We start from the raw sequence: 22,955 nt of genomic DNA, 5'->3' as shown, positions 1-22,955 counted from the left end.
ATGAACGAGGAGATCCTGGTCGGCTACGACGGCTCCGCCGACGCGTCGGTGGCCCTGCGCTGGGCGCTCGACGAGGCCGGCCGCTCGGGCCGGCCGGTGCGGCTGGCGTACGTCTTCGAGTGGTTGACCGTGGCCGGTTGGATCGGTCCCGGCGTGGCCCCGGGGATCTGGCCGGACGAACACGCCCGGGGGCAGGTGGAGGAACTGGTCCGCAAGGCGGCGGCGGACGCCGCCGCCGAGCGGCCCGGCGTCACCGTGCACGGCGAGGTGTTCGACGGCCCGCCCGCGCTGGTGCTCCAGGAACGCTCCGCCGAGGCGGGGATGCTGGTGCTCGGCAGCCGGGGGCACGGCGGTTTCGGCGGCCTGCTCGCCGGTTCCACCGCGGTCTCCGTCACCGCGCACGCCCACTGCCCGGTGGTGGTGGTCCGGGACGGCCAGGTCGCCACGTCCGGGCCGGTGGTGGTCGGCACGGACGGCTCCGAGCCGGCCCTGCGGGCGCTCGGTTTCGCCGTGGAGCGGGCCGCCCAGCGGGACGTGCCGCTGCGGGTGCTGCGGGCCTGGGATCCGCCGCGCGACAGGTGGGCGTCGCCGGGCTTCGACCCGGAGGAGAGCACCGGGATCGAGCGGGCTGCCGTCGAGGCGGAGCTGGCCCCGTGGCGGGAGACGTTCCCCGACGTGCCGGTGGAGATCTCGGCGGTCCCCGGCAGCGCGGCGTCGCTGCTGGTGGAGGCGAGCCGATCGGCGCAGCTCGTGGTGGTCGGCAGCCGCGGCCGGGGCGGCCTGCGCGGCATGCTGCTCGGCTCGGTGAGCCAGCAGCTCATCCAGCACGCCGCCTGCCCCGTCGCCGTCGTCCGGGAGTAAGGCGGGGGCCCCGCTTAACGCCTTTGGTAGAGGCGGGGGCCCCGCTTAACGCCCCGCCGACCGCCCCGCTGACCGTCACGCGGGGCGGTCGGCGGGGTTGAGGGAGAAGAAGTCCTCCTCCTCCTGGGCCAGGTGCAGACGCAGCACCGCGTCCAGTCCGTAGAGCGCCGCCAGCAGGTCGGGCACCTCCTGCGCGGGCAGCCGGCCGTCCAGGGTCGCCAGGTGCCCGCCGATCCGCTCCACCAGCCGGACGATCTCCACATGCGCCCGGCTCATCGTCGAGGTCGCCTCGTCGCTGCCGAGCGGGCCGGCCAACGCCGGGTAGAGCTGCCGTTCCTCCGCCTCCTCGTGCGGCAGCACCTCGTCGACCAGCCGGCGGTGCACGTCGCGCAGCGCCGGCCCGCACTCCGGGGCGTCCGGGCGGGTCGCCACCAGGTCCGCGGTGTCGCGCAGCCGGGCCAGCACGTCACGCACGCCGCCGTGTTCCCGCTCGTACCGGTCGAGCAGCTCCCGGGTGTGCGGCGGCACCTCCCGCCGCCGCAGGCCGCCGCCGAGGGCACGCAACGCGTTGAGGATCACCAGCACGTCGATGCCCTCCTGGAGGAACGCGCCGGCCACCGGCGGCAGCCGGCCGGCGGCGGCCACCAGCATGGCCAGCACCGCCAGCCCCATCCCCACGGTGGCGCTCTGCACCGCGACGCGGCGGGCGTACCTGGCGATCTCCACCGCGTCGGCGAGCCGGTCCAGCCGGTCCACGGAGAGCACCGCGTCGGCCACGTCGGCGGAGGCGGTCGCCCCGGTCGCGCCCATCGCCACCCCGACGTGCGCCTCGGCGAGCGCCGGCGCGTCGTTCACCCCGTCGCCGACCATCACGGTCACCGCCCGCGCCGACTCCGCGCGTACCCGATCGGCCTTCTCCCGCGGAGAGCACCGCGCGATCACGTCGTCCACGCCCACGACCTGCGCCACCTGCCGGGCCGTGCGCGGCCGGTCGCCGGTCACCATGATCAGCCGGGTCAGCCCCGCCTCCCGCAACCGCCGCACGGTCCGCCGGGCGTCCGGGCGGACCGGGTCCTCCAGCAGGATCGCGCCGAGCGGCCCCCGCTCGTCGCTCACCCACACGGTGGAGCGGCCGGACAGCTCGGCCCGCTCCCGCGCCCGGTCCGCCCACGGCGGCGGCTCGCCGTCGAGCTGGCCGACCCGGACCGTCCGGCCGTCGACCCGGCCGGCCACCCCGCGCCCCGGTTCCTCGGTCACCCCGGTCGGTTCGGCCAACGGCAGGCCCCGCTCGCGGGCCTGCCGGACCAGCGCGGCGGCCAGCACGTGCGGCGAGAGCTGCTCGACGGAGGCCGCCAACCGCAGCACCTCGTCCCGGTCGCCGCCCGGCGCCACCACCGTCTCCGCGGCCCGCGGCCGGCCGGCGGTGAGCGTGCCGGTCTTGTCCATCAGCAGGGTACGGGCGCGGCCGAGCTGCTCCAGCGACCCGCCGTCCCGCACCAGCACACCCCGGCGGGCCACCCGGGACAGCCCGGAGACCACCGCGATCGGGGTGGCCAGCAGCAGCGGGCACGGGGTGGCCACCACCAGCACCGCCACCGCCCGCACGAACTCGCCGGACAGCAGCCACGCCAGGCCCGCCAGCAGCAGCGTGAACGGCACGAACCCGGCCGCGTACCGGTCGGCGAGCCGCACCATCGGGGCCTTGCGCGCCGTCGCCTCCCCGGCCAGCCGGACGATGCCGGCGTACGTGCTCTCCGCCGCGTTGCGGCTGGACCGCAACCCGAAACCGGCACCCGCGTTGACCACGCCGCTTGCCACCTGCTCGCCGGCGGCGCGGCCGACCAGCCGCGACTCGCCGGTCACCACCGACTCGTCGAGCGTGGCCGCCTCCTCGACCGTGCCGTCCACCGGCACCACGTCACCGGGGCCCACCACCAGCCGGTCGCCGGCGGCCACCCGGTCCAGCGGCACCACCTCGATCCCGCCACCGGGGGTGCGCCGGCGGGCCTGCCGGGGCGCGCGCTCCAGCAGCGCCCGCAGGTCGCGGGTGGCCCGGCCACGGGCGTACTCCTCAAGCGCCCGCCCGGTGGCGACCATCACCGCGATGACGGCCCCGGCCAGGTACTCCCGCACCAGCAGCGCGCCGAGCAGGGCCAGCACGGCGATGACGTCCACGCCGAACTGCCGGCGCCGCAGCTGACGCAGCACCGACCAGGCGGCCGGCACCAGGGCGAACACGGTGACCGCGGCCCAGACCAGACCGGCCACGCCCCGCGCGCCCGCGAACCACAGCGCCGCGCCGCCGAGCACGGCCAGCGTGAGCAGCGCCAGCGGGACCCACTCGGCGGTCACGGCCCGCCGGGCCCGGGCCGGCCGTTCGGGTACGCATTCGCGCGGTTCGGTTCCCACGTGCGGATCGTCTCAGTGCCGGCGCGGGGCAGGTAGGGCGAACGCGGGTAATCCGGGAGGTCGAAGGACCCGTGCGATCCGCCCGACCATGCCAGAGGATGGAGCGGCAACCCCACCCGGCGCGTCCCGGGCGTGGGGCACGATGGGGAGAAACAGGAAAGGTCGTGACGATGAGCCACGAGACGCCGGCCACCGACCGCCCGCTGACCACCGCGCTCGCGGAGGCCGCCGGGATGGCCGGCCACGCGCCCTCGGTGCACAACACCCAGCCCTGGCACTGGACCGTCCTGCCCGACGCGCTGGAACTGCGGGTCGTCCGGGAACGGCACCTCAGCGTCATGGACCCGGAGGGCCGGCTGCTGGTGGTGAGCTGCGGCACCGCGCTGCACCACGCCCGAGTGGCGCTGGCCGCCGAGGGCTGGACCCCGGCGGTGGAACGCCTGCCCGACCCGCACCAGCCCGACCTGATGGCCCGCCTCACCGGGCTGCGCCACACCGGCGCCGACCCGGACGCCATGCGCCTGGTGCAGTGCATGCGGGTGCGGCACACCGACCGGCGGCCGGTGAGCGACGAGCAGGTCCCCACCGCCACGCTCGGCGACATCGACCGGGCCGCCACCCGCGAGGGCGTGAATTTGCAACTCCTCAACGACATGCAGAAGATCGAGCTGGCCGGCGCCGCCCAGCAGGCCGCCGTCGTCGAGTCGGAGAGCCCGGAGCTACGCGAGGAGCTGGCCTACTGGATCAGCCGGGCCGGCGCCGGCACCGGCCTGCCGCCGGAGGTGCTGCCCGACCAGGCGGCGCAGACCACCGTGCCGGGCCGCGACTTCGGCACCCCGGGCTCGCTGCCGATCGGCCCCGGCCACGACAAGGCCGCCGTCTACGCCATCCTCTGGGGTTCCGAGGACGAGCCGATGAGCTGGCTGCGCGCCGGCGAGGCGCTCTCCGCCGCCTGGCTCGAAGCCACCCGGCACGGGGTGTCCCTGGTGCCGCTCTCCGGCGTGGTGGAGGTCGACGGCACCCGCGAGGTGCTGCGGCAGACGCTCGCCGGTCTCGGCCACCCCTACCTGAGCATGCGTCTCGGCCTGGCCGACCCGACGCAGGCCGCCCCGCCGCACACCCCGCGGCTGGACGCCGCGCAGACCGTCGACACCTCGGCGGTACGCGACCACAGCTCCTGAGGGTCTCGTCGGCGCGCGCCACCTGGCGATAGCATCGCCCGGTGGCCGCCGCACCGAACCCCCGGCACGAGCACGTCACGCCGTCGCTCGGGCTGACCCCGCTGTCCCGGGTCCGCCTCGACGAGCTGTTGCAGGAGATGCTCGACCGGGTCGGCGAGGTGGTGACCAGCCGGGAACGGCTACGCGCGCTGCTCGACGCGGTCGTCGGCATCGGCTCCGACCTCGACCTGCGCAGCACGCTGCAACGGATCGTGCAGTCGGCGTGCGAGCTGGCCGGCGCCCGCTACGGCGCGCTCGGGGTGATCGGCCCCGACCGTCTGCTGCACGACTTCATCGTCCACGGCATCGACGCTGAGCTGCACGCCCGCATCGGCGAGCTGCCGCACGGGCGGGGCGTGCTCGGCCTGCTCATCGACGACCCGAAGCCGCTGCGCATGCCGGACATCACCCGGCACCCCCGGTCGTACGGGTTCCCGCCGAACCACCCGCCGATGCACAGCTTCCTCGGCGTGCCGGTGCGCATCCGCGACCACGTCTGGGGCAACCTCTACCTGGCCGAGAAGCAGGGCGCCGCCGAGTTCACCGACGACGACGAGGAGATCGTGACCGCGCTCGCCGCCGCGGCCGGCGTGGCGATCGAGAACGCCCGCCTCTACGCGCTGGCGCACCGGCGGGAACGCTGGCTGGCCGCCGCCGCCGAGATCACCTCGGTGCTGCTGGGCGAGGTCCGCCGCACTGACGCGCTGTCGCTCGTCGCCCGCCGCGCCCGCGAGGTCGCCGAGGCGGAACTGGCCCTGGTCCTGCTCTACGACGAGGACGAGGCGCAGTTCACCGTCGAGGTGGTCGACGGCGCCGACCCGGCCGCCCGGGAGCTGGTCGGCGCGGTCCTGCCGGCCGCCGAGACCAGTTTCGCCGGCTCGGCCACGGAACGCCGGCACGAGCAGGTCGACGACCTCGCCGGGGCGGCGCCCTGGCCCCGCCCGGTGATCGCCGGGCCGGCCGTGGTGTCCCCGCTCGCCGCGGCCGACACGCTGCACGGCGTACTCGTGATCGCCCACCGGTCCGACCACGGACCCGCCGCCGACGACGACCTCGCCCTGCTCGCCAGCTTCGCCGGCCAGGCGGCGCTGGCCATGGAACGCGCCCGCGGGCAGGAGGAGCGGGAGTTGCTCGTGGTCCTGGAGGACCGCGAGCGGATCGCCCGCGACCTGCACGACGTGGTGATCCAGCGGCTCTTCGCCACCGGCCTGCAACTGCAGAGCGGCGCGATGAACGCCCGCCCGGAGGCGGCCAAGCGGATCAACCAGGCGGTCGACGACCTGGACGCCACCATCCGCGACATCCGCCGCACCATCTTCGAGCTGCGCACCCCGATGAGCGCGGCGCTGCGCACCGAGATCCGGGAGGCGGTCGAGGCCGCCGCCGAGTCGCTGGGCCACCGGCCCGACCTGGAACTGGTCGGCCCGGTCGACAGCGCCGTCCCGGACGAGCTGCGCCCCGAGCTGGTCGCCGTGCTGCGCGAGGCGCTGTCCAACGCGGTACGCCACGCGCACGCCGACCGGGTGGCGGTGCGGGTGGCGGCGGACGGCGGCCGAATCGACGTCACGGTCACCGACGACGGGATCGGCTGCGACCCGGAGGCGGCCCGCAGCGGCCTGGTCAACCTGCGCGAGCGCGCCGAACGGCTCGGCGGCCGGTTCACCCTGCGCCGGGTCGAGCCGCACGGCACCGAGCTGCGGTGGAGCGTCCCGCTCGACTGAGGTCAGTGGGTCTTGCCGAGCAGCCGGGTGGCCAGGACCGCCGCCTGGGTCCGCCGTTCCAGGCCCAGCTTCGCCAGCACGCTTGAGACGTAGTTCTTCACCGTCTTCTCCGCCAGGAACATCTTGCCGGCGATCTCACGGTTGGTGAGCCCTTCGGCGACGTACTCCAGGATCCGCCGCTCCTGCTCGGTGAGGGACTTCAGCTCCCGCGGCTGTTCCACGCCGCTGCGGATGCGCTCCAACACCCGGGTGGTGATCGCCGGGTCGAGCAGCGACTGCCCGGCCGCCACCCGGCGCACCGCGTCCACCAGATCGGTGCCGCGGATCTGCTTGAGCACGTAGCCGGCGGCACCCGCCATGATCGCCGCGAACAGCGCCTCGTCGTCCTCGTACGAGGTGAGGATCAACCCCTTGATCGACGAGTCCACGGCGCGGACGTCCCGGCAGACGTCGATGCCGTTGCCGTCGGGCAGCCGGGCGTCGAGGATCGCCACGTCGGGGCGGAGCGCGGGTATCCGACGCGTCGCCTCCTGGGCCAGGCCGGACTCGCCGACCACCTCGATGTCGCCGCTGCTGGTCAGCAGATCGGCCAGGCCACGGCGGACGACCTCGTGGTCGTCGAGCAGGAACACCCGGATCATCAGTCCTTTCTACCGTTCCCCCGGCGCCCCCGCACGGGCCGAAGGTCCCGTCCGACCCGTCCGGTCCGGGACGGTCGGCCCCGCCCGGGTGGGGACCTCCGGCCCTGCTCAGGGCGCGTCGCGGTGACGCACCGTGGGGGTGGACCGAGCGGAGGGAGCACGACCATGGGATACACCGTCCGGCAGCTGCGGGGCGCGGTCGCCGACGCGGTACGCGCCCCGTCGCTGCACAACACCCAGCCGTGGCGGTTCCGACTGCGCGACGGCGGCATCGAGGTCACCGTCGACCCGCGGCGCGCCCTGCCCGCCACCGACCCGACCGGCTGGGGCGCGCGGGTCGCCTGCGGGGCGGCCCTGTTCAACCTGCGGCTGGCGCTCGCCGTGGCGGGCACCCCGGCCACGGTCCGGCTGCGCCCCTACCCGACCGACCCGGACGTGGTGGCCCGGCTCGAACCCGACGTGCCGCGCCGGCCCACCCCGACCGAGCAGAGCCTGCACGGGGCGATCGCCCGCCGGTTCAGCAACCGCGCGCCGTTCTGGCCCGACCCGGTGCCGGCCGAGGCCCGCTGGCGGCTCGGCGAGGCGGCCCGGGCCGAGCAGTGCTGGCTGGAACTGGTCATCGGCGCCAGCGCGGTCAACGCGCTCGCCGAGGTCGCCCGCAGCGCCCACCGGGTGCTCGAACGCGACCCCGCGTACGTGGCCGAGCGGGTCGACTGGATGCGCTCGGAGCCCGCCCCCGACGGGGTCCCTGCCGCCGCCGGCGGGCCGCAGAGTGAGCCGCAGGACCTGCTGCCGCAGCGCGGCTTCGGCGGACGCCACCGCGCCCCCGGCCGGGACTTCGAACCGGAACCGCTCGTCGCGGTGCTCGGCACCCCCGGCAACACCGGCACCGACCAGGTCGTCGCCGGGCAGGCCCTGCAACGGGTGCTGCTCACCGCCACCGACGCCGGCCTCGGCGCGTCGCTGCTCTCCCAACCGATCGAGGTGCCGGCGGCACGGGAGGCGCTGCGGTTGTCCCTGGGCCGGTTCGGCACCCCGCAGATGGTGATGCGGATCGGCTACGGGCAGCCGGGACGCGCCACCCCGCGCCGCCCGGTCGACGAGGTGCTCGACCTGCCGGTCGTGCCGGCCTGACCTGCGCGCCCCGGGTCGCTCTCAGGCGGCCGGCAGCGAGGCCAGCAGCGCAGCCTCCCGCTCCGGGGCCAGACCCACCGGTGCCCGCGCCGGCCGTCCCGCCCGCGCCGGCACCCGACCCACCTCGCGCAGCCACCGCCAGGTGTCGGCGACCGTCTCGGCGACCGGCCGGCAGACCAGACCCGCCGCGTACGCCCGCTCCACGTCCCGCTCCTGCAACCAGCGGTATTCGTGGCCGCGTGGGATCCAGACCGGCAGGTCGTTCCACGGCTCCACCCCGGCGGCCAGGATCGGCTCCGGCTCCGTCCAGCGCAGCGTCGCGTCCGACCCGGTCGTCGCCACCACCGCGTCGAGCAGCTCACCCATCGTCGTGTGCCCGGTGCGACTGACCACGTTGTACGCCCCGCCGACGCCCTCGGCGCCCCGGTCCAGCAGCCAGCTCGCCAGGTCGCGGACGTCGACGTACTGCACCGGGAGGTCGCGCGGGCCCGGTGCCAGCACCGCACCACCCCGGGCGATCCGGTGCAGCCACCACGGCAGCCGGCCGATGTCCTCCCCCGGCCCGAGGATCAGACCGGCCCGGACCAGCAGCGCCCGGTCGCCGAACACCTCCACCGCGGCCCGCTCCCCGCCGGCCTTGTTGCTCGCGTAGTCGCCGTCGTCCGCGTCCGGCTCGGCGGCGACGGTCCGCGCCTCCTCCCCGCTGCCCGGGTCGACCGGCGGCGCGTACACCGAGCCGCTGGAGACGTAGACGTAGTGCGGCACCGCGCCGGCCAGCGCCCGCGCCGCGTCCCGGACGGCCCGGGGCGCGCCGTCCCAGGTGTCCACCACCAGATCCCACTCGCCGCCGGCGAGCGCGGCGAGACCGTCGGGCGCGTCCCGGTCACCCCGCAACCGGTGTACGCCGGCCGGCGCCTCCCCGTGCACCCCCCGGTTGAACACGGTGACCGACCAGTCGCGGCGTACCGCCTCGGCCACCACCGCCCCACCGACGAAGCCCGTGCCACCCAGCATCAGCAGTCGCATGACCCCCACCCTGCCCGGTAGCACCGAGCCCGGGCACTCGGTTTCACGGTGAGCGGATCTGCCAGCGGCAGAATGAACGACCCCGCTCCGCCCAATCGACCAGTCGCCCGCCCCCGCTCGTGAGGCGGCACGGGATGGCGGATCCCGATTCGGATGATCCATCTCGGAAGGCGGAAGGCGACCCGGTTCGCGGAGGCGCGAGTGAGTGCGGGCAGGCGTAGCCGCCTCCGCGTCGCCTGTGGAGCTGAGGGCAGAGACGGCTCAGACCCGCCACGCCACGATGTCCACCCGCCCCCACCGCTGCCGGGTGGGCAGGGATGTCGGGTCCGGCGGCGAGTGGAACGTTATGGCTGTCTCGGGCGCGTTGAGGCACCCATGGCGTTCCAGTCGTGGCCCGGGTGGAGCGCGGGTGGAAACGTTATGGCTGTCTCGGGCGTGCTGAGGCGTCCATGGCGTTCCCGTCGTGGGCCTGGGGGTGTTGACGGCGTGTGGAATCCGGTCGCCGTGTGCCGTCGGGTGTTTGCGGGTGGGTGGGGTGTCCGGTTCGGGGGTGGTGGGCGGCACTCTGGCGGCGGAATCGTCGCGGGGGTGCGGGCGTTGTAACCCGGTGAACGACCGAGGAAGGCCAGCGCGCCCATGCCGCGCGGTCGACCCGCCCCCGGGAATGACGGTGGGCAGCCGGTCGTTACACAGTCACTCCGGCGCCCCGCGGTGCGGCCCTGCCCCGCGGACCACGTCGGATCCCCCCGAAACTTTGAGCGCCTGACGGTGCTCGCCCGCGCGCCACCCTCCCCCGGTGCGTGTGTCGACCCCCGGAATGGAGCCCCCTGATGAACACGATCCTGCGCAAGAGCGTCCTGGGTATCGCTGGTCTGGCGTTCACCGGTGGTGTGTTCGCCGGCCCGATCGCCGCCCACGCCGACACCCCCACCCACACCGGCAAGCCCGCCACGGCTGCGGCCGTGGTGCAGGCCGAGGGCAAGCAGTCGAGCATCACCCTCAACGACGAGCAGACCGCCAACGTCAAGGCGATCATCGCCGCCACGAAGAAGGCCGGCCTGCCCGAACGAGCCGCGATCATCTCCATCGCCACCAGCCTCCAGGAATCCAAGCTGGAGAACCTGGGCCACCTCGGCGACACCAACGACCACGACTCCCTCGGACTGTTCCAGCAGCGCCCCTCCTCCGGCTGGGGCACCCCCGAGCAGATCACCGACCCCGAATACTCCACCCTCGCCTTCCTCAAGGGCCTGAAGCAGGTCGACGGCTGGCAGGACATGCCCCTGACCAAGGCCGCCCAGACCGTCCAGGTGAGCGCCTACCCCGACGCCTACGCCCAGTGGGAGAACCAGGCCACCGACCTCGTCACCAAGCACTGGAACAGCTGACGAACAACGCTGAAGGCCGGCACCCGCAACAACGGGGTGCCGGCCTTCACGCGTACCCGGATCAAGCCGGCGGCAGGATGAACGTCCACGTGGTGGTGGTCGTGCTCGCCGCGGCGCCGACCGCGGCCAGTCCGCCGTAGCTGCCCACCGGGACGCTGCTCGCCGCGTCGGCGAGCAGACCGGTCACCCGGCCGCCGCCGGTCTGCGAGCTGTTGCTGCGGACCGCGACCCCGGCCGGCGGGGTGAGGCTGGTGGTGGCGGCGTCGCCGTGCAGCCAGTACGACACGGCCCAGCTCTGTGCGGTGGTCACCGGCGCGTACGGGGTGGTCCGGGTGGCGGCGCTGGCCGGGTCGGTGGTCCGGGCGAACACCGGCGGGCCCGGCGCGACCCCGCGGTACGCGGCCAGCACCAGGTTGCCCTTCGCCTGGCTGTCCAGTGCCACCCGTACCGCCGTGCCCGCGTCTCCGGCGGTCGCGGTCTTCCACCATGCGGTGGTGGTGGCGTAGCCCCCGTCGAGCCGGTCGAGTCGGTTCCAGCCGGTCACCCCGGTCGGCTCCCCGGTGCCGGTGTGGGTGTTCTGGCTGAGCAGGAGCAGCAGCGTGTCCCCGGGCTGCACGGCGGTCGGGACGGTCACCGTGTGGCTGGTCCAGTTGGCGTTCGCGGTGGCCTGCCCGACGAAGGAGATCCGCTCCGGCACCGGCGCGACGGTGACGTCCACGGTCACGGTGCCGGCGGCGCCCCGGTCGTCGGTGACCGTCAGCGTGACCGGATAGGTGCCGGCCGCCGCGTACGTGTGGGAGGTGGTCGGCACGGACACGGTGTCGGTGGTGGACCCGTCGCCGAAGTCCCACAGGTGGTCCTGGACCGCGCCGTCGGCGTCGGTCGAGCCGGCCCCGGAGAACGTGCACACCAGCCCGGAGCAGGACGGTGTCAGGTCCGCCACCGGCGGCTGGTTCGCCGGGCCGCCCGAGCCCTTGAGGATCTTCACGTAGTCGATGTCACCGGCGAAGTAGTCGCAGGTCACCTTCGTACCGTCGCACTGGCTCTTGCCGCCCACGGACAGCGGCCAGGAGTTGGCGATGGTGCTGGTCGGCCCGTTGAGCCGGCTGGTCCGCACGCCGTCGACGTACATCTCCACGTAGGCGGCGGTGCGGTTGCACGTCACCGTGTGCCACTGGCCGTCGGCGATCGGCACGTCGGTGTAACCGGTCCGGGAGGCGCCGTCACCGCCGCGGAACAGGCACTTCGGCCGGCCGCCCGGCGCCTCCAACTTCCAGTAGCCGCCGGCGGTGTTGCCCTGTCCCTTCTGGAGGATGTTGCCGAAGGAGTACGTGGTCCGGTAGCGGATGGTCACCGAGAAGTCCCCGGCGTCCGGGTTGAAGTCGGTGCTGTGCGGCACCAGGTTCACGTGGTCCGGCACGTACTCCTGGTCCGTGGGCAGGTGGGTGGCGAAACGGTGGCCGGTCGCCCCGGCGTAGATCGCGCCGGTGACCACCTCGCCGCCGACGGTCCCGTGCCGTCCGCTGCCGCTGCTGTCCCTCAGGAGGGTCGACGAAGCCGGTTCGTCCATGCTCCAGAAGGCCACGGTCCGCGTCGCGGTGGCCTGTGCGGGCACGGCCCCCACCGTCACCCCGGCCGCCGCGACGATCGCCGCCACGCCGAGTCGGGCGGTGTTCCGCCGCCATTTTCCCTGCCCGATCGCCCGCATGTGACCGCCTCCCTGCGCATCGGGCCTCACCCTGACATGCGCCGGAGCTGGGCTCCATAATCCGCTCGGAGGATGCCGACCAGGCTGTCGGCGCGATGGGCGACCGATGTGGCCGGTGCCGGCCGGCCGGTGGGATACGCACGCCGATCAACCGGCGGCGGAGGATGTTTCTTCGGGTGGGCGATACTGGGTTTGAACCAGTGACCTCTTCCGTGTCAAGGAAGCGCGCTCCCACTGCGCCAATCGCCCGGGGCAGTTCGCGAGCGGACGACGGGATTCGAACCCGCGACCCTCACCTTGGCAAGGTGATGCGCTACCAGCTGCGCTACGTCCGCGTCGTCACCGGCTCGCGCCGGCGACGGGGGAAACTCTACCCGACGCCCGGACCCACCCGCGGCAGCCCCCCGAGCGATGGCGATTGCGCTGCTCGCCACCGGGGTACTGAGCGACACGACAGCACAACCATCACCCTGAAGGAGGCTGTCGTGGGTATCGGTACGAGCATTTTCCTGATCGCGGTCGGCGCGATCCTCACGTTCGCGCTGAACGCCAACGTCGGTGGCGTCGACCTCGACATCGTCGGCTGGATCCTGATGGCGGCCGGCGTGCTCGGCCTGATCTTGACGACGCTGGTCTGGGGCCGGCGCCGCCAGGTGGTCACCACCACCGCCGAGCAGCCGGTGGAATATCGCCGGGTGGAGGAGCGGCGGGACGTCACGCCGCCGATGTGATCCGACCGCACCGGGGGCCGACGGAGCTGATCGGTCCCCGGCCTGGTCCGGACGGGGGGCGCCCAGCGGCGCCCCCCGTCCGCGTACCCGGGTCAGCCTCGCATCAGCTCGTTCAGCGTGCCGTGGTCGAGCCCCCCGGCGAGCGTCTCGTACGTCCCGGCGCGAAGCGCCTCCGCCGCCGCCCGACCGGCCACCGCGTACGCGGATGCGGCCACCCTCGACCCGAGGCTGATCCGGGCCACCCCGAGCCGGGCCAGCTCGGCGACCGGCGGCGCTCCCGGCCCGACGAGCACGTTCAGCGGCGCCGGGATCGCCGCCACCAGCGCCGCCACGGTCTCCGGGTCGACCGTCCCCGGCACGAAGATGCCGTCCGCGCCGGCGGCCAGGTACGCCTCGGCCCGGGCGACCGTCTCCGGCACCCCACCGGCCCGGCGCAGGAACGTGTCCACCCGCGCGTTGAGGTACAGCGGAATGTCGGCCCGGTCGGCGGCGGACCGGACCGCGGCGAGCCGGGCGCACTGCTCGTCGACCGCGCGCAGCGGCCCGTCCCCGTCGTACCGGGCGTCCTCCACGTTCACGCCGACCGCGCCGGCCGCGAGCACCGCGGTCACGGTGTCGGCGACGTCGTCGGGGGTGTCGCCGAACCCGGATTCGATGTCGGCGGTGACCGGGAGGCGCACCGCCGCGGCGACCAGGCGGATCGCGTCGACGGCGGTCTCCCGGGCGAGCGCGTCGCCGTCGGGCGCGCCGCGGCTCCAGGCCACGCCGGCGCTCGTGGTGGCGACCGCGCGGGCTCCGGCGGCGGCCACGATCCGGGCGCTCGCCGCGTCCCAGGCGTTGACCAGGACCAGCGGCTCGCCGGGCAGGTGCAGGCTACGGAATTGCTGGGCTCGGATGCGCTGTTCGTTCACCCGGCCAGTCTCGGGCACGCGGGGCGCTCGCGGTGTCCCGCCCGAGCGACGAGAAAGGCCGTGTCGAGTGATCGACACGGCCTTTCCGTTGGTGGGCGATACTGGGTTTGAACCAGTGACCTCTTCCGTGTCAAGGAAGCGCGCTCCCACTGCGCCAATCGCCCTCGTCAACTGCCGAGGTGGAGACGGGATTTGAACCCGTGTACACGGCTTTGCAGGCCGTTGCCTCGCCTCTCGGCCACTCCACCGAGGTTGCCCCCGACGTGCGTGGCGGCATCTCCGAGCGGACGACGGGATTCGAACCCGCGACCCTCACCTTGGCAAGGTGATGCGCTACCAGCTGCGCTACGTCCGCACGCCCCCGGCGTTTCCCGGTGACGGATGAGAACTTTAGCCGAGCGGAGGAAGGCTTGCCAAATCGGATCCCCCTTCCGGCGCGTTCGGGGTGAACGGTGCGCACCCCTCCAAGCTTCCTAGGAGCCTGGGTGGGGTGGTCGGCCGAGCGATCACAGGCCCGTCCACCTGCGAATCTAGCCGGCGGGCCGAGTGTCCGGCATCCGACTGTCCCACCCTCGACAGGCCGGTCTGGTAACTCCTCGTGGTCATTCGGATGGGTTACCGTAACGGCGTGACGAGACGAGCCGCCGAGATCCGCCTGGACGCGCTGCTGCGTACGGCCTGCGAGGTGATCGCGGAGCGAGGGCTCGCCAACACCCGCACCGCCGACGTGGCCGAGGCCGCCGGGGTCAGCCAGGCGCTCGTCTTCTACCACTTCGCGACCAAGGACCGGCTGCTCGCGCAGGCCTTCGCGTACGCCGTCGAGCAGGACCTGGCCCGACTCGACGCGGTGCTCCGCTCCACCGCCCCGCCCCTGGCCAAGCTGCGCCGGATGCTCCGGCTCTACGCGCCGACCGGCCGCTCCGCCTCCTGGTCGATCTGGATCGACGGCTGGTCGGAGTCGTTGCGTACCCCGGAGTTGGAGAAACTGTCCCGCCGCCTCGACCTGCGGTGGCGGCAGGACCTGGCGGCGGTGATCGCGGACGGCGTCGCCGACGGCACCTTCGCCTGCCCCGACCCGGCCGGCGCGGCCTGGCGGATCAGCGCCGTGATGGACGGCCTGGCGGTGCAGCTCGCGGTGCACGAACGGGTGATCACCCGTCGGCAGATCGCCGAGTGGGTCCGCCTGGTCGCCGCCCGCGAACTGAGCCTGGAGCCCGGCCAACTCGACTGAGGCCACCAGCTCGACCGAGGCCGGCGCCACCCGCCAGCCCCGGGCCGCCGGCCAGCCCCGGGCCAAGGGCGAAGCGGGCGCGGGCCGGCGGGTGGACGTTCGCCGCGGACAGGTCGCCGCCGTAGTGGGCCAGCACCCGGTGGTCCATGATCCGCCGCCAGAGCGGGGGCAGCAGCGCGGCGACCACCATGGTGGCGTAGCCGGCCGGCAGCTGCGGCGAGGCGTCGAAGCTGCGCAGCGCCTGGTAGCGCCGCAGCGGATTGGCGTGGTGGTCGCTGTGCCGCTGGAGCTGGAAGAGGAAGACGTTGGTGACCGTCCGGTCGCTGTTCCAACTGTGTCGCGGGTCGACCTTCTCGTAGCGGCCGGCGGCGGTGCGCTGCCGGGCCAGGCCGTAGTGCTCCAGGTAGTTGACCACCTCGAGCAGGGAGAAGCCGACCACCGCCTGGAGCACCAGGAAGACGAGCACGCCGGGGCCGAACACCACCGCCAGCACGGCGTAGAGCAGGACGGTCATGGCCCAGGCGTTGAGCACGTCGTTGCGCCAGGTCCACGGGCTGCGACCGCGGAGCCGGAAGCGGCCGGTCTCCAGCCGCCAGGCCGAGCGCAGGCTGCCGGCGACGGTACGCGGCCAGAACGCCCAGAACGACTCGCCGAGCCGGGAGCTAGCCGGGTCCTCCGGGGTGGCGACGCGGGTGTGGTGGCCGCGGTTGTGCTCGACGAAGAAGTGCCCGTACCCGGCCGGGGCGAGCGCGATCTTCGACAGCCAGCGTTCCGCCTGCTCCCGCTTGTGCCCCAGCTCGTGGGCCGTGTTGATGGCGATGCCGTCCACCACTCCGACGGTGGCGACCAGACCGGCGGCGGCCGGCCAGGAGAGCCGGCCGCCGGCCCAGACGGCGCAGCAGAGCACCAGGGCCGCGTACTGGGCGGGCAGGTAGAGGTAGGTGAGCCAGCGGTAGTAGCCGTCGGCCTGCAACGCCGGCACCGCGGCCTCGGGCGGGTTCTCCCGGTCGTCGCCGATCAGCAGGTCGATCACCGGGATGACGCCGAAGACCACCGCCGGGGTGAGCCACCAGGCCCAGCCGGCGCCGCCGGCGTGCCAGATCGACCAGGCCACGAACGGCAGCGCCGGGACGAGCAGGGCGAGCGGCCAGAGCGGTCGGCGGGGGTCCCGCCACGGAACGGTGCCGGTGCGCATCGTCGTACTCCGATCTGTTGCTCCTGACCCGACTGTGTCAGCCGGGGAGCAGTTTTACAAGACCGGAGTTTTTGTAAAGGGGCGTCAGCGCCATTCCCGCCGGACGGTCCGCCGCCGCCCGAACGACGCCGTCTCCTCCTCCGCCGGCTCACCCGCGGGACGGAGCAGGCGCCGCATGCGCAGCAGCAACCCGCCGCCGAGGAAGAGCAGCAGCCCACCCAGCAGGAAAGCGGCCTGCACCACACCGAAGCCCCCGGTCTCGGCCACCGGCCGGCCGGCCGCGCCCGGCAGCGGCGGCTCCACCACCGCCGCGTCGGTCGGCTCGTCCGTCACCGGCTCCTCGGTGGGCGGCTCCTCGCTCGGCGGATCGGTGGGCGCGGCGCTCGTCGGCGACGGCTCCGGCGTCGGCTCGACCGCCTCACCCACCACCTGGCGCGAGGCGGTCCGCCGGGCCAACAGCCGCAACTGCGGGTCGTACGCCTCGGCGGCGATGCTCACCCGGCCGCGCCCCACGTCCTCGGCGAACGCCACCCGGTACTGCGCGGTCACGGTCCGGCCCGGGCAGAGCACCCCCGGATCGAGCTGCCGGTCGGTCAGGCGCGCGGTGTCCCCCTCGGTGCGGATCTCCAGCGGGAACGAGCCGGTCTCCTCCACCCGGTCCACCTTGACCTGGTCCAGCCGCAGGCCCTGCACCTGGAGAAGCATCGACCAGCGCACCTTCACGCAGTCGTTGCGGTCGGCGCGGTCGGACCGGGACACCACCGCGGAGAGCGTCTCCACCCGGTTGCCCGCGGTGAACTCGTCCGGCAGGCCGCTCAACTCCGTGGAGAAGGTCGCCGCGGCCCGGGCCGGCGCGGCCCCGCCGTACCCGGCTCCCGCCAGGCAGGTCAGCACCAGCCCGATCCGCAGCGCCTGCCGCCACCCGCTCACCACGCCTCCTCACCTCGGTCGTATCCACCCGCAACGCTAGGAGCGCGGCCACCGCCCCGGTAGACGGGCGTGTTCGCACCCAACGTCAACATCGGGGGGCGGTTTCACCGACGGTGGTGAACCGGTCACGGCCACCCGCCGACACGCCCGGGATCGGCGGTGGGCCACAATCTCCGGGTGTCCGAGCTGTCCGCCGCGTTCGTCCGGCTGCACGCCCGCCTCACCCCGGTCGCGTTCGTCCCCGAGGTGCGGCTCTACCAGGCCGACGAGCCGATCGGTCTCTGGGAGCTGACCGAGGGCGAGTTCCGCAGCGAACAGCCGCCCCCGTTCTGGGCCTTCGCCTGGGCCGGCGGGCAGGCGCTCGCCAGGTACGTGACCGACCATCCGGAGCTGGTCGCCGGCCGCCGGGTGCTCGACCTGGCCGCCGGCTCCGGCCTGGTCGCCATCGCCGCCGCGCGCGGCGGCGCGGCGGCCGTCCGGGCCGTCGAGGTGGACGAGCGGGCCGTCGCGGCGGTCGCCCTCAACGCCGACAGCAACGGGGTACGCGTCGACGCCGAACTCGGGGACATCCTCGACTCCGACGCCGGGGACGCCCAGGTGGTGCTGGCCGGGGACGTGTTCTACAGCGAGGCGATGGCCCGCCGGGTGCTGCGCTTCCTGCTCCGGGCCGCCCGCTCCGGCGCGCGGGTGCTGGTGGGTGACCCGGACCGGGCGTACCTGCCCCGCGAACGCTTCCACGAGCTGGCCGCGTACGACGTGCCCGTCCCCGAGGCGCTGGAGAGCGTCCGGGTGAAGCACACCCGGGTATGGGAGCTGAACCCCGACCCGCCCGGCACCCGCCGCCCCGCCCGCGCCGGTTAGGCGGGGGCCCCGCTTAACAGGTGGGGTTAAGCGGGGCCCCCGCCTCTACCAAATGCGTTAAGCGGGGCCCCCGCCTTACCAAAGTGGGGGTGGGTGGGTGCCGTTGGGGGGCGGTGGCGCGCACGTGCCGCCGCCTAGCGTCGGCGCATGATCACACTTCGTGGGTTGACGAAACGGTTCGGCGGGGTGACCGCCGTCGACGACCTGACCGTCGAGATCCGCCCCGGCCAGGTGACCGGGTTCCTCGGCCCGAACGGCGCGGGCAAGTCCACCACCATGCGGATGGTGCTCGGCCTGGACCGGCCCACCGCCGGGACGGCTCTGGTCAACGGCCGGGCCTACCGCACGCTGCGACACCCGCTGTACGAGGTCGGCGCGCTGCTCGACGCCACCGGCGTGCATCCGGCCCGCTCCGGTGTGGCGCACCTGCGGGCGATGGCGCGCAGCAACGGCGTACCGGCCCGGCGGGTGGCCGAGGTGCTGGACCTGGTTGGCCTGGACGGCCGGGCCGCCGGCAAGCCGGGACGGGCGCTGTCGCTGGGCATGGGGCAGCGGCTCGGCATCGCCGGCGCGTTGCTCGGCGACCCGCCGGTGCTGCTGCTCGACGAGCCGGTCAACGGGCTCGACCCGGACGGGGTGCGGTGGATCCGCGGGTTCACCCGTCAACTCGCCGACGAGGGCCGCACCGTGCTGATCTCCAGCCATCTGATGAGCGAGATGCAGCAGACCGCCGACCGGGTGGTGGTGCTGGGCCGCGGGCGGCTGGTGGCCGACGCGCCGCTGGCCGAGCTGATCGCCGCCCGACCGGCCGCCACGGTCCGGGTACGCGGACCCGAGCCGGCCACGCTCGCCGCCCTGCACGACCGGCTGGCCGCCGAGGGCGCGACGGTCACCGCCGACGGGGACGGGTTGGCCGTCACCGGGAGCACCGCCGGCCGGGTCGGCGACCTCGCGTACGAGCTGGGGGTGCCGCTGCACGAGCTGACCCCGGTGGCGCCCTCCCTGGAGGAGGCGTTCCTGGAACTGACCGCCGGCAGCGTCGAGTACGCCGCCGGCCCGACCGGAGGCGGGATCCGATGACCACGACGCCCACGCTCGACCGGACCCGGCCGGCATCCCGGCCCGCGCCGGCCGGCCACCCGCTCGCCGGTGCGGTCGCCGCCGAGTGGACGAAACTCTGGTCGGTACGCTCCACCTGGTGGACGCTCGTCGCGGCGCTGGTCACCATGGCGGCCACCGCCGCCCAGCTCGCCATCTACGCGGTGAACGCCAACACCGACGACGACCCGACCGTGAACCCGGGCGTGGTGCCGGTCGGGGACGTGGTGGCCGGCTCGCTGGAGCTGACCCAGTTCGTCGTGCTCGCGCTCGGCCTGTTCGCGGTCACGAGCGAGTTCGCCACCGGCACCATCCGCACCACGCTGCGCTGCACCCCGTCGCGGGGCCGGGTGCTCGCCGCCAAGGCGATCGTGGTCGGCGCGGTGACGTTCGGAGTCGGGCTGCTGCTCGGCGCGGTCGGCGCGGCGGTGGCCCGGCCGGTGCTCGGCGAGTGGGGGCGGGCGCCGCTGGGTGTGACCGTGACCGACATCTTCGCCTGCGCCGCGTACCTGGCGCTCCTGGGTGTGTTGGCGCTCGGGCTGGCCGCGGCGCTGCGCGGCCCGGTGCTGGCCCTGACCGTGCTCCTCGCGCTGCTGTACATCGTGCCGCTGTCGTTGCAGGAGCCGGACATCACCGTGCTCACCCGGATCGCCGACGGGTTCCCCGCGGTGGCCGGCGCCCACTTCCTGGCCGGCGACACCGAGCCGTACCCGGCGGCGGTGGGGCTGCTGCTGCTCGCCGGCTGGGCCGCCGCCGCGCTGCTGCTCGGCCGGTGGGCGTTGGCCCGGCGCGACGCCTGACCCGCGCCCGGGCCGGGCGGGGCTGGTCAGCCGGTGGGCGGCACCAGCCCCGCCTCGTACGCGAGGATCGCCGCCTGCACCCGGTTGCGCACGTCCAGCCGGGTGAAGACGCTGGTCAGGTAGCTCTTCACGGTGCCCTCGACCAGGTGCAGCCGACGGGCGATCTCGGCGTTGGACAGGCCCGCCCCGACCAGGGCGAGCACCTCCCGCTCCCGGTCGGTTAGCCCGGCCAGCCGGTCCCGGGCGGACGGGCCGCGGGCCATCCGTCCGCCGCTCAGCTCGATCACCCGGCGGGCCACCCGGGGCGACAGGTACGCCCCGCCGTCGGCCACCGCGCGCACCCCCGCCAGCAGTTCCCGCGGGTCGCCGGACTTCAGCAGGAAGCCGGCGGCGCCGTGGCCGAGCGCGCGGGCGATCAGGTCGTCGTCGCCGAACGTGGTGAGCATGACCGGCGCGGTCTCCGGCACCAGGCGGCGGATCTGCGCCGCCGCGTCGAGCCCGTCGCAGCGGGGCATCCGGATGTCCAGCAGCACCACCCGGGGCCGGTGCGCGCGCACCAGCTCCACCGCGGCGTGGCCGTCGCCCGCCTCGCCGACCACCTCGATGCCCGGGTCGGCGGCCAGGATCGCCCGCACCCCGGCGCGGACCATGGCCTCGTCGTCGGCGAGCACCACCCGCACCGGGCGTCCGTGGTCGTCGGTCATGACGCGATCCGCTCCTTGCTGACCAGTAGCCCGCCGGTGAAACAGAGCCGCCAGCTCGCCTCCGCGAACGGGAAGTTGCCGTCGGTGTAGTACTCGCAGCCGGGCGCCACGCCGTCCGGCGGCGGGTCGGCCTGCCGGCGGGGCAGCCCGAGCGTGTCGCGCTGCTCGCCGAGCCGCAACCGGTCGTAGCCGGGCCGGTCCAGCACCGCGCCGGCCGTGGCGAGCGGGTAGTAGACGAGCGCGAGCACCAGGGCCAGCCCGGCCGGCGCGCCGACCGCGACGAGCAGACTGCGGCGTACCCGACGGCGGGCATCTCGGAGGCGGTGCGCCGCCTCGTCCGGCCGGGCGCCGTCCCGCGGAGCACCGTCCGACGGGTGGTGCTGGGCAGTAGCGACGGCGGTTGCGACGGTCAGCGGAAGGTGGGCGGTGACCGCCCAACCGCCGTCCCGGGGGCCGGCGTCCAGGGTGCCGCCGGCGAGGCGTACCCGCTCGCGCAGCGCCAGCAGCCCGGAGCCGTGCGACGCCGGCCCGGGCAGCGGGCCGGCCGGCGGCCGCGGATTGACCACCGCGACCGTGACCGCGTCGGCGGCGCGCTCCACGGCGACCGTGACCGGGGCGCCCGGGGCGTAGCGGGCGGCGTTCGTCAACGCCTCCCGGACCACCCGGTGCACGGCGTGCGCGACGAGCGGCGGCAGGTCGGCGTCCGCCCGCCCCGCGCGCGGCCCGGCGGCCCCGTCCACGGTGTCGGCCCCGTCGCGCCGGTCGACGATCATGCCGGCGTCGCGGGCGCCGTCGACCAGGTCGTCGACCGTTTCGCCAGGTGGCCGTCGGGGGCGCTCCTCGCGCAGCACGCCGATCACCTCGTGCAGCCGCTCGGTGGCGGCGGCGACGCTGGCCCGCAGCTCCCCCGCCGCCGCGCGCTGGGCCGGGGGCAGCTCGGGCGCCAGCTCCAGCGCACCGGCCCGCAACGCGATCAGGCTCAGGTCGTGCCCGAGCGAGTCGTGCATGTCCTGGGCGATCCGGGCCCGCTCGCGCAGGCGTACCCGTTCCTCCGCGCTCCGCCGCTCCGCCTCGGCGTGCCGCCGCCCGGCCGCGGCCAGTGCCCGGTGCTGCCGCCGCAGCCGGCCCAGCAGCCAGGGGAACACACCGGCGAAGAGCAGCACCGAGGCGAGCAGGAACCAGGTGGCCGGCTCGGTGCCCAGCAGGCCCAGGTTGAGCACGGTGCCGCTCACCGCGACGGCGGCGAACACGGCCGCGGCCGGCGCGGCCCGCGCGCTGCGCAGCCCGGCCAGGTAGCCGAAGACCGGGATCGCGAACACCACGTTGCCGTCGACGAGCGAGCCGACCACCACCGCCAGCACCGCCGCGAGCGGCCACCTCCGGGCCGACGCCACCGCCAGGCCGAGCAGCGCCAACACGCCGGCCAGCAGCAGCGCCTCGTACGGCCGCCACGGCGGGGTGAGCCGGGCGTACGCCACAGGCGTCCCGAGCACGGCCCAGAGCAGCAGGTCACCGGCCCGGTGCCGGGCCGCCGACGACATCCGGCGCAGGTCCACGGCGGCCACGCTACCTACGCGCGACCGGTCCGGGCACCGACGAAAGTCAGATCTCCTCGGCCCAGGCCCGCCAGTCGTCGAGCACGCCGTACAGGGCGGGGGTGAGCCAGCCCGGCGCCGAGCGGCGGAACACCCCCGGGTCCATCCCGCCGGCGCCGGCCGGCAGCGCGCCGAGCAGGTTCGGCACCAGCTCGGACAGGTTGAGCCAGTGCACCAGCTCCGCCTCGGCCGGCCAGGCGCCGATCACCACGCCGGCCGGCACGGCCCGCCGCTCCAGCGCCTCCAGCGTCAGCGCGGTGTGGTTGAGCGTGCCCAGCCCGGCGCGGGCCACCACCACTGCCGGCGCGCCGAGCGACACCGCCAGGTCGGCCACCGTCCACGGCTCGCCGGACGGCCGCACGCCCATCGGCACCAGCAGGCCGCCGGCGCCCTCGACGAGCACCAGGTCGTGCTTGTCGGCCTCCTCGCGGATCGCGTCGACCGCGTGGTAGAGCTCCAGCGGCGGCAGCTCGGCGACCCGGGCCGCGGCGAGCGGGGCCAGGGGGTCCGGATAGCTGGCGAGCGTCCGGCCGGTGAGCGGGGCGGCCAGCCGGTTCACCGAGTCGACGTCGCCGGGCTCGCCGGTGGCCGTACCGGTCTGACCGGGCTTGACCACCGCGACCCGCAGGCCGGCGGCCTGCGCGGCGGCGGCGACGGCCGCGGTCACCACGGTCTTGCCGACCTCGGTGTCCGTGCCGGTCACCAGCACCGCTCCGGTCCAGCCGTCACTCATGAGCTTTCCTTCGTTCGCGACTGCGGGGCTCGCAAACCCGGCTCACTCCTCACGCTCA

General features: G+C 74.9%; 20 protein-coding genes and 5 tRNA genes. 10 read left to right on the top strand and 15 right to left on the bottom strand.

All coding sequences use genetic code 11. From position 1 onward, the window contains the following. The gene (locus tag O7613_RS03765; protein WP_281584184.1) at positions 1-861 is read left to right on the top strand and encodes a universal stress protein; all 861 of its coding nucleotides are present in this window, start codon (positions 1-3) and stop codon (positions 859-861) included. 75 nt (positions 862-936) lie between these two features. Here O7613_RS03765 and O7613_RS03755 read toward each other — a convergent pair whose 3' ends face one another. Beyond that, entirely contained in the window at positions 937-3,270 is a 2,334-nt protein-coding gene (locus O7613_RS03755; protein WP_348775398.1) for a heavy metal translocating P-type ATPase, read from the bottom strand. A gap of 170 nt (positions 3,271-3,440) precedes the next feature. Here O7613_RS03755 and O7613_RS03750 point away from each other — a divergent pair, with 170 nt between their 5' ends. Next, on the top strand, positions 3,441-4,451 hold the full coding sequence (locus O7613_RS03750) for a nitroreductase (RefSeq protein WP_281584185.1): 1,011 nt from the start codon (positions 3,441-3,443) through the stop codon (positions 4,449-4,451). 92 nt (positions 4,452-4,543) lie between these two features. After that, a complete protein-coding gene (locus O7613_RS03745; RefSeq protein WP_281590421.1) occupies positions 4,544-6,211 on the top strand; it encodes a GAF domain-containing sensor histidine kinase in 1,668 nt (555 codons plus the stop codon). A gap of 2 nt (positions 6,212-6,213) precedes the next feature. On the opposite strand, the gene O7613_RS03740 is transcribed toward O7613_RS03745, so the two are convergent. Continuing rightward, positions 6,214-6,852, bottom strand: a complete 639-nt coding sequence (locus tag O7613_RS03740) for a response regulator transcription factor (protein WP_181572435.1) — start codon at positions 6,850-6,852, stop codon at positions 6,214-6,216. Between the two features lie 165 nt (positions 6,853-7,017). Here O7613_RS03740 and O7613_RS03735 point away from each other — a divergent pair, with 165 nt between their 5' ends. Next, positions 7,018-7,986 (top strand): nitroreductase family protein, encoded by a 969-nt coding sequence (locus O7613_RS03735; RefSeq protein ID WP_282292092.1) that lies wholly within the window; start codon positions 7,018-7,020, stop codon positions 7,984-7,986. Positions 7,987-8,007: 21 nt separating this feature from the next. Here O7613_RS03735 and O7613_RS03730 read toward each other — a convergent pair whose 3' ends face one another. Continuing rightward, positions 8,008-9,012, bottom strand: a complete 1,005-nt coding sequence (locus O7613_RS03730; RefSeq protein WP_282292090.1) for an NAD-dependent epimerase/dehydratase family protein — start codon at positions 9,010-9,012, stop codon at positions 8,008-8,010. Between the two features lie 830 nt (positions 9,013-9,842). Here O7613_RS03730 and O7613_RS03725 point away from each other — a divergent pair. Continuing rightward, entirely contained in the window at positions 9,843-10,400 is a 558-nt protein-coding gene (locus tag O7613_RS03725; RefSeq protein ID WP_282292088.1) for a hypothetical protein, read from the top strand. Positions 10,401-10,461: 61 nt separating this feature from the next. Here the strand turns inward: O7613_RS03725 and O7613_RS03720 are convergent, their stop codons facing one another. The 3 genes from O7613_RS03720 to O7613_RS03710 form a co-directional block, all read right to left on the bottom strand. Continuing rightward, positions 10,462-12,108 (bottom strand): PKD domain-containing protein, encoded by a 1,647-nt coding sequence (locus O7613_RS03720; protein ID WP_282292087.1) that lies wholly within the window; start codon positions 12,106-12,108, stop codon positions 10,462-10,464. 177 nt (positions 12,109-12,285) lie between these two features. Further along, positions 12,286-12,357: transfer RNA gene (locus O7613_RS03715), tRNA-Val, on the bottom strand. 13 nt (positions 12,358-12,370) lie between these two features. Beyond that, positions 12,371-12,443: transfer RNA gene (locus tag O7613_RS03710), tRNA-Gly, on the bottom strand. A 150-nt stretch (positions 12,444-12,593) separates the two neighbouring features. Between O7613_RS03710 and O7613_RS03705 the strand changes: the two genes are divergently transcribed. Continuing rightward, complete coding sequence (locus O7613_RS03705; protein WP_282292085.1) at positions 12,594-12,839, top strand: DUF6458 family protein; 246 nt, start codon at positions 12,594-12,596, stop codon at positions 12,837-12,839. A gap of 92 nt (positions 12,840-12,931) precedes the next feature. Here the strand turns inward: O7613_RS03705 and O7613_RS03700 are convergent, their stop codons facing one another. The 4 genes from O7613_RS03700 to O7613_RS03685 form a co-directional block, all read right to left on the bottom strand. Continuing rightward, positions 12,932-13,750: an isocitrate lyase/phosphoenolpyruvate mutase family protein gene (locus O7613_RS03700; RefSeq protein ID WP_282292083.1), complete on the bottom strand. Its 819-nt coding sequence runs from the start codon at positions 13,748-13,750 to the stop codon at positions 12,932-12,934. Between the two features lie 89 nt (positions 13,751-13,839). After that, a tRNA-Val gene (locus tag O7613_RS03695) sits at positions 13,840-13,914 on the bottom strand. A gap of 13 nt (positions 13,915-13,927) precedes the next feature. Beyond that, positions 13,928-13,998 (bottom strand) — tRNA-Cys (locus tag O7613_RS03690). A gap of 34 nt (positions 13,999-14,032) precedes the next feature. Continuing rightward, a tRNA-Gly gene (locus O7613_RS03685) sits at positions 14,033-14,105 on the bottom strand. Positions 14,106-14,378: 273 nt separating this feature from the next. Here O7613_RS03685 and O7613_RS03680 point away from each other — a divergent pair. After that, positions 14,379-14,981 carry a TetR/AcrR family transcriptional regulator gene (locus O7613_RS03680; RefSeq protein ID WP_281584191.1) on the top strand — a complete coding sequence of 201 codons (603 nt, stop codon included), beginning with the start codon at positions 14,379-14,381 and terminating at the stop codon, positions 14,979-14,981. Here O7613_RS03680 and O7613_RS03675 read toward each other — a convergent pair. Together O7613_RS03675 and O7613_RS03670 are read right to left on the bottom strand one after the other, a co-directional pair. After that, positions 14,902-16,176 (bottom strand): alkane 1-monooxygenase, encoded by a 1,275-nt coding sequence (locus O7613_RS03675; protein ID WP_281584192.1) that lies wholly within the window; start codon positions 16,174-16,176, stop codon positions 14,902-14,904. The two genes, O7613_RS03680 and O7613_RS03675, sit on opposite strands and share 80 nt — an antisense overlap. Before the next feature lie 84 nt (positions 16,177-16,260). Then, positions 16,261-17,106, bottom strand: a complete 846-nt coding sequence (locus O7613_RS03670) for a hypothetical protein (RefSeq protein WP_281584193.1) — start codon at positions 17,104-17,106, stop codon at positions 16,261-16,263. A 177-nt stretch (positions 17,107-17,283) separates the two neighbouring features. Here O7613_RS03670 and O7613_RS03665 point away from each other — a divergent pair, with 177 nt between their 5' ends. The 3 genes from O7613_RS03665 (at position 17,284) to O7613_RS03655 (ending at position 19,865) form a co-directional block, all read left to right on the top strand. Next, positions 17,284-17,967, top strand: a complete 684-nt coding sequence (locus O7613_RS03665; RefSeq protein WP_281584194.1) for a 50S ribosomal protein L11 methyltransferase — start codon at positions 17,284-17,286, stop codon at positions 17,965-17,967. 147 nt (positions 17,968-18,114) lie between these two features. Then, positions 18,115-19,047, top strand: coding sequence for an ATP-binding cassette domain-containing protein (locus O7613_RS03660; protein ID WP_282292079.1), 933 nt, complete (start codon positions 18,115-18,117; stop codon positions 19,045-19,047). Continuing rightward, entirely contained in the window at positions 19,044-19,865 is an 822-nt protein-coding gene (locus O7613_RS03655; protein ID WP_282292078.1) for an ABC transporter permease, read from the top strand. Before O7613_RS03660 ends, O7613_RS03655 begins: the two co-directional genes overlap by 4 nt. A gap of 26 nt (positions 19,866-19,891) precedes the next feature. On the opposite strand, the gene O7613_RS03650 is transcribed toward O7613_RS03655, so the two are convergent. From O7613_RS03650 to bioD, 3 genes are read right to left on the bottom strand one after another with little or no spacing between them, the layout of a single operon-like run. Then, positions 19,892-20,569 (bottom strand): response regulator transcription factor, encoded by a 678-nt coding sequence (locus O7613_RS03650; RefSeq protein ID WP_282292076.1) that lies wholly within the window; start codon positions 20,567-20,569, stop codon positions 19,892-19,894. Further along, positions 20,566-22,125, bottom strand: a complete 1,560-nt coding sequence (locus O7613_RS03645) for a histidine kinase (protein WP_282292074.1) — start codon at positions 22,123-22,125, stop codon at positions 20,566-20,568. Before O7613_RS03645 ends, O7613_RS03650 begins: the two co-directional genes overlap by 4 nt. A 46-nt stretch (positions 22,126-22,171) precedes the next feature. Beyond that, on the bottom strand, positions 22,172-22,897 hold the full coding sequence (gene bioD / locus O7613_RS03640; RefSeq protein ID WP_282292072.1) for a dethiobiotin synthase: 726 nt from the start codon (positions 22,895-22,897) through the stop codon (positions 22,172-22,174). Positions 22,898-22,955 lie beyond the last annotated feature (58 nt).

Source organism: Micromonospora sp. WMMD975, assembly GCF_029581215.1.
GTDB lineage: Bacteria > Actinomycetota > Actinomycetes > Mycobacteriales > Micromonosporaceae > Micromonospora.
This window is presented reverse-complemented; position numbering and strand designations above follow the sequence as displayed.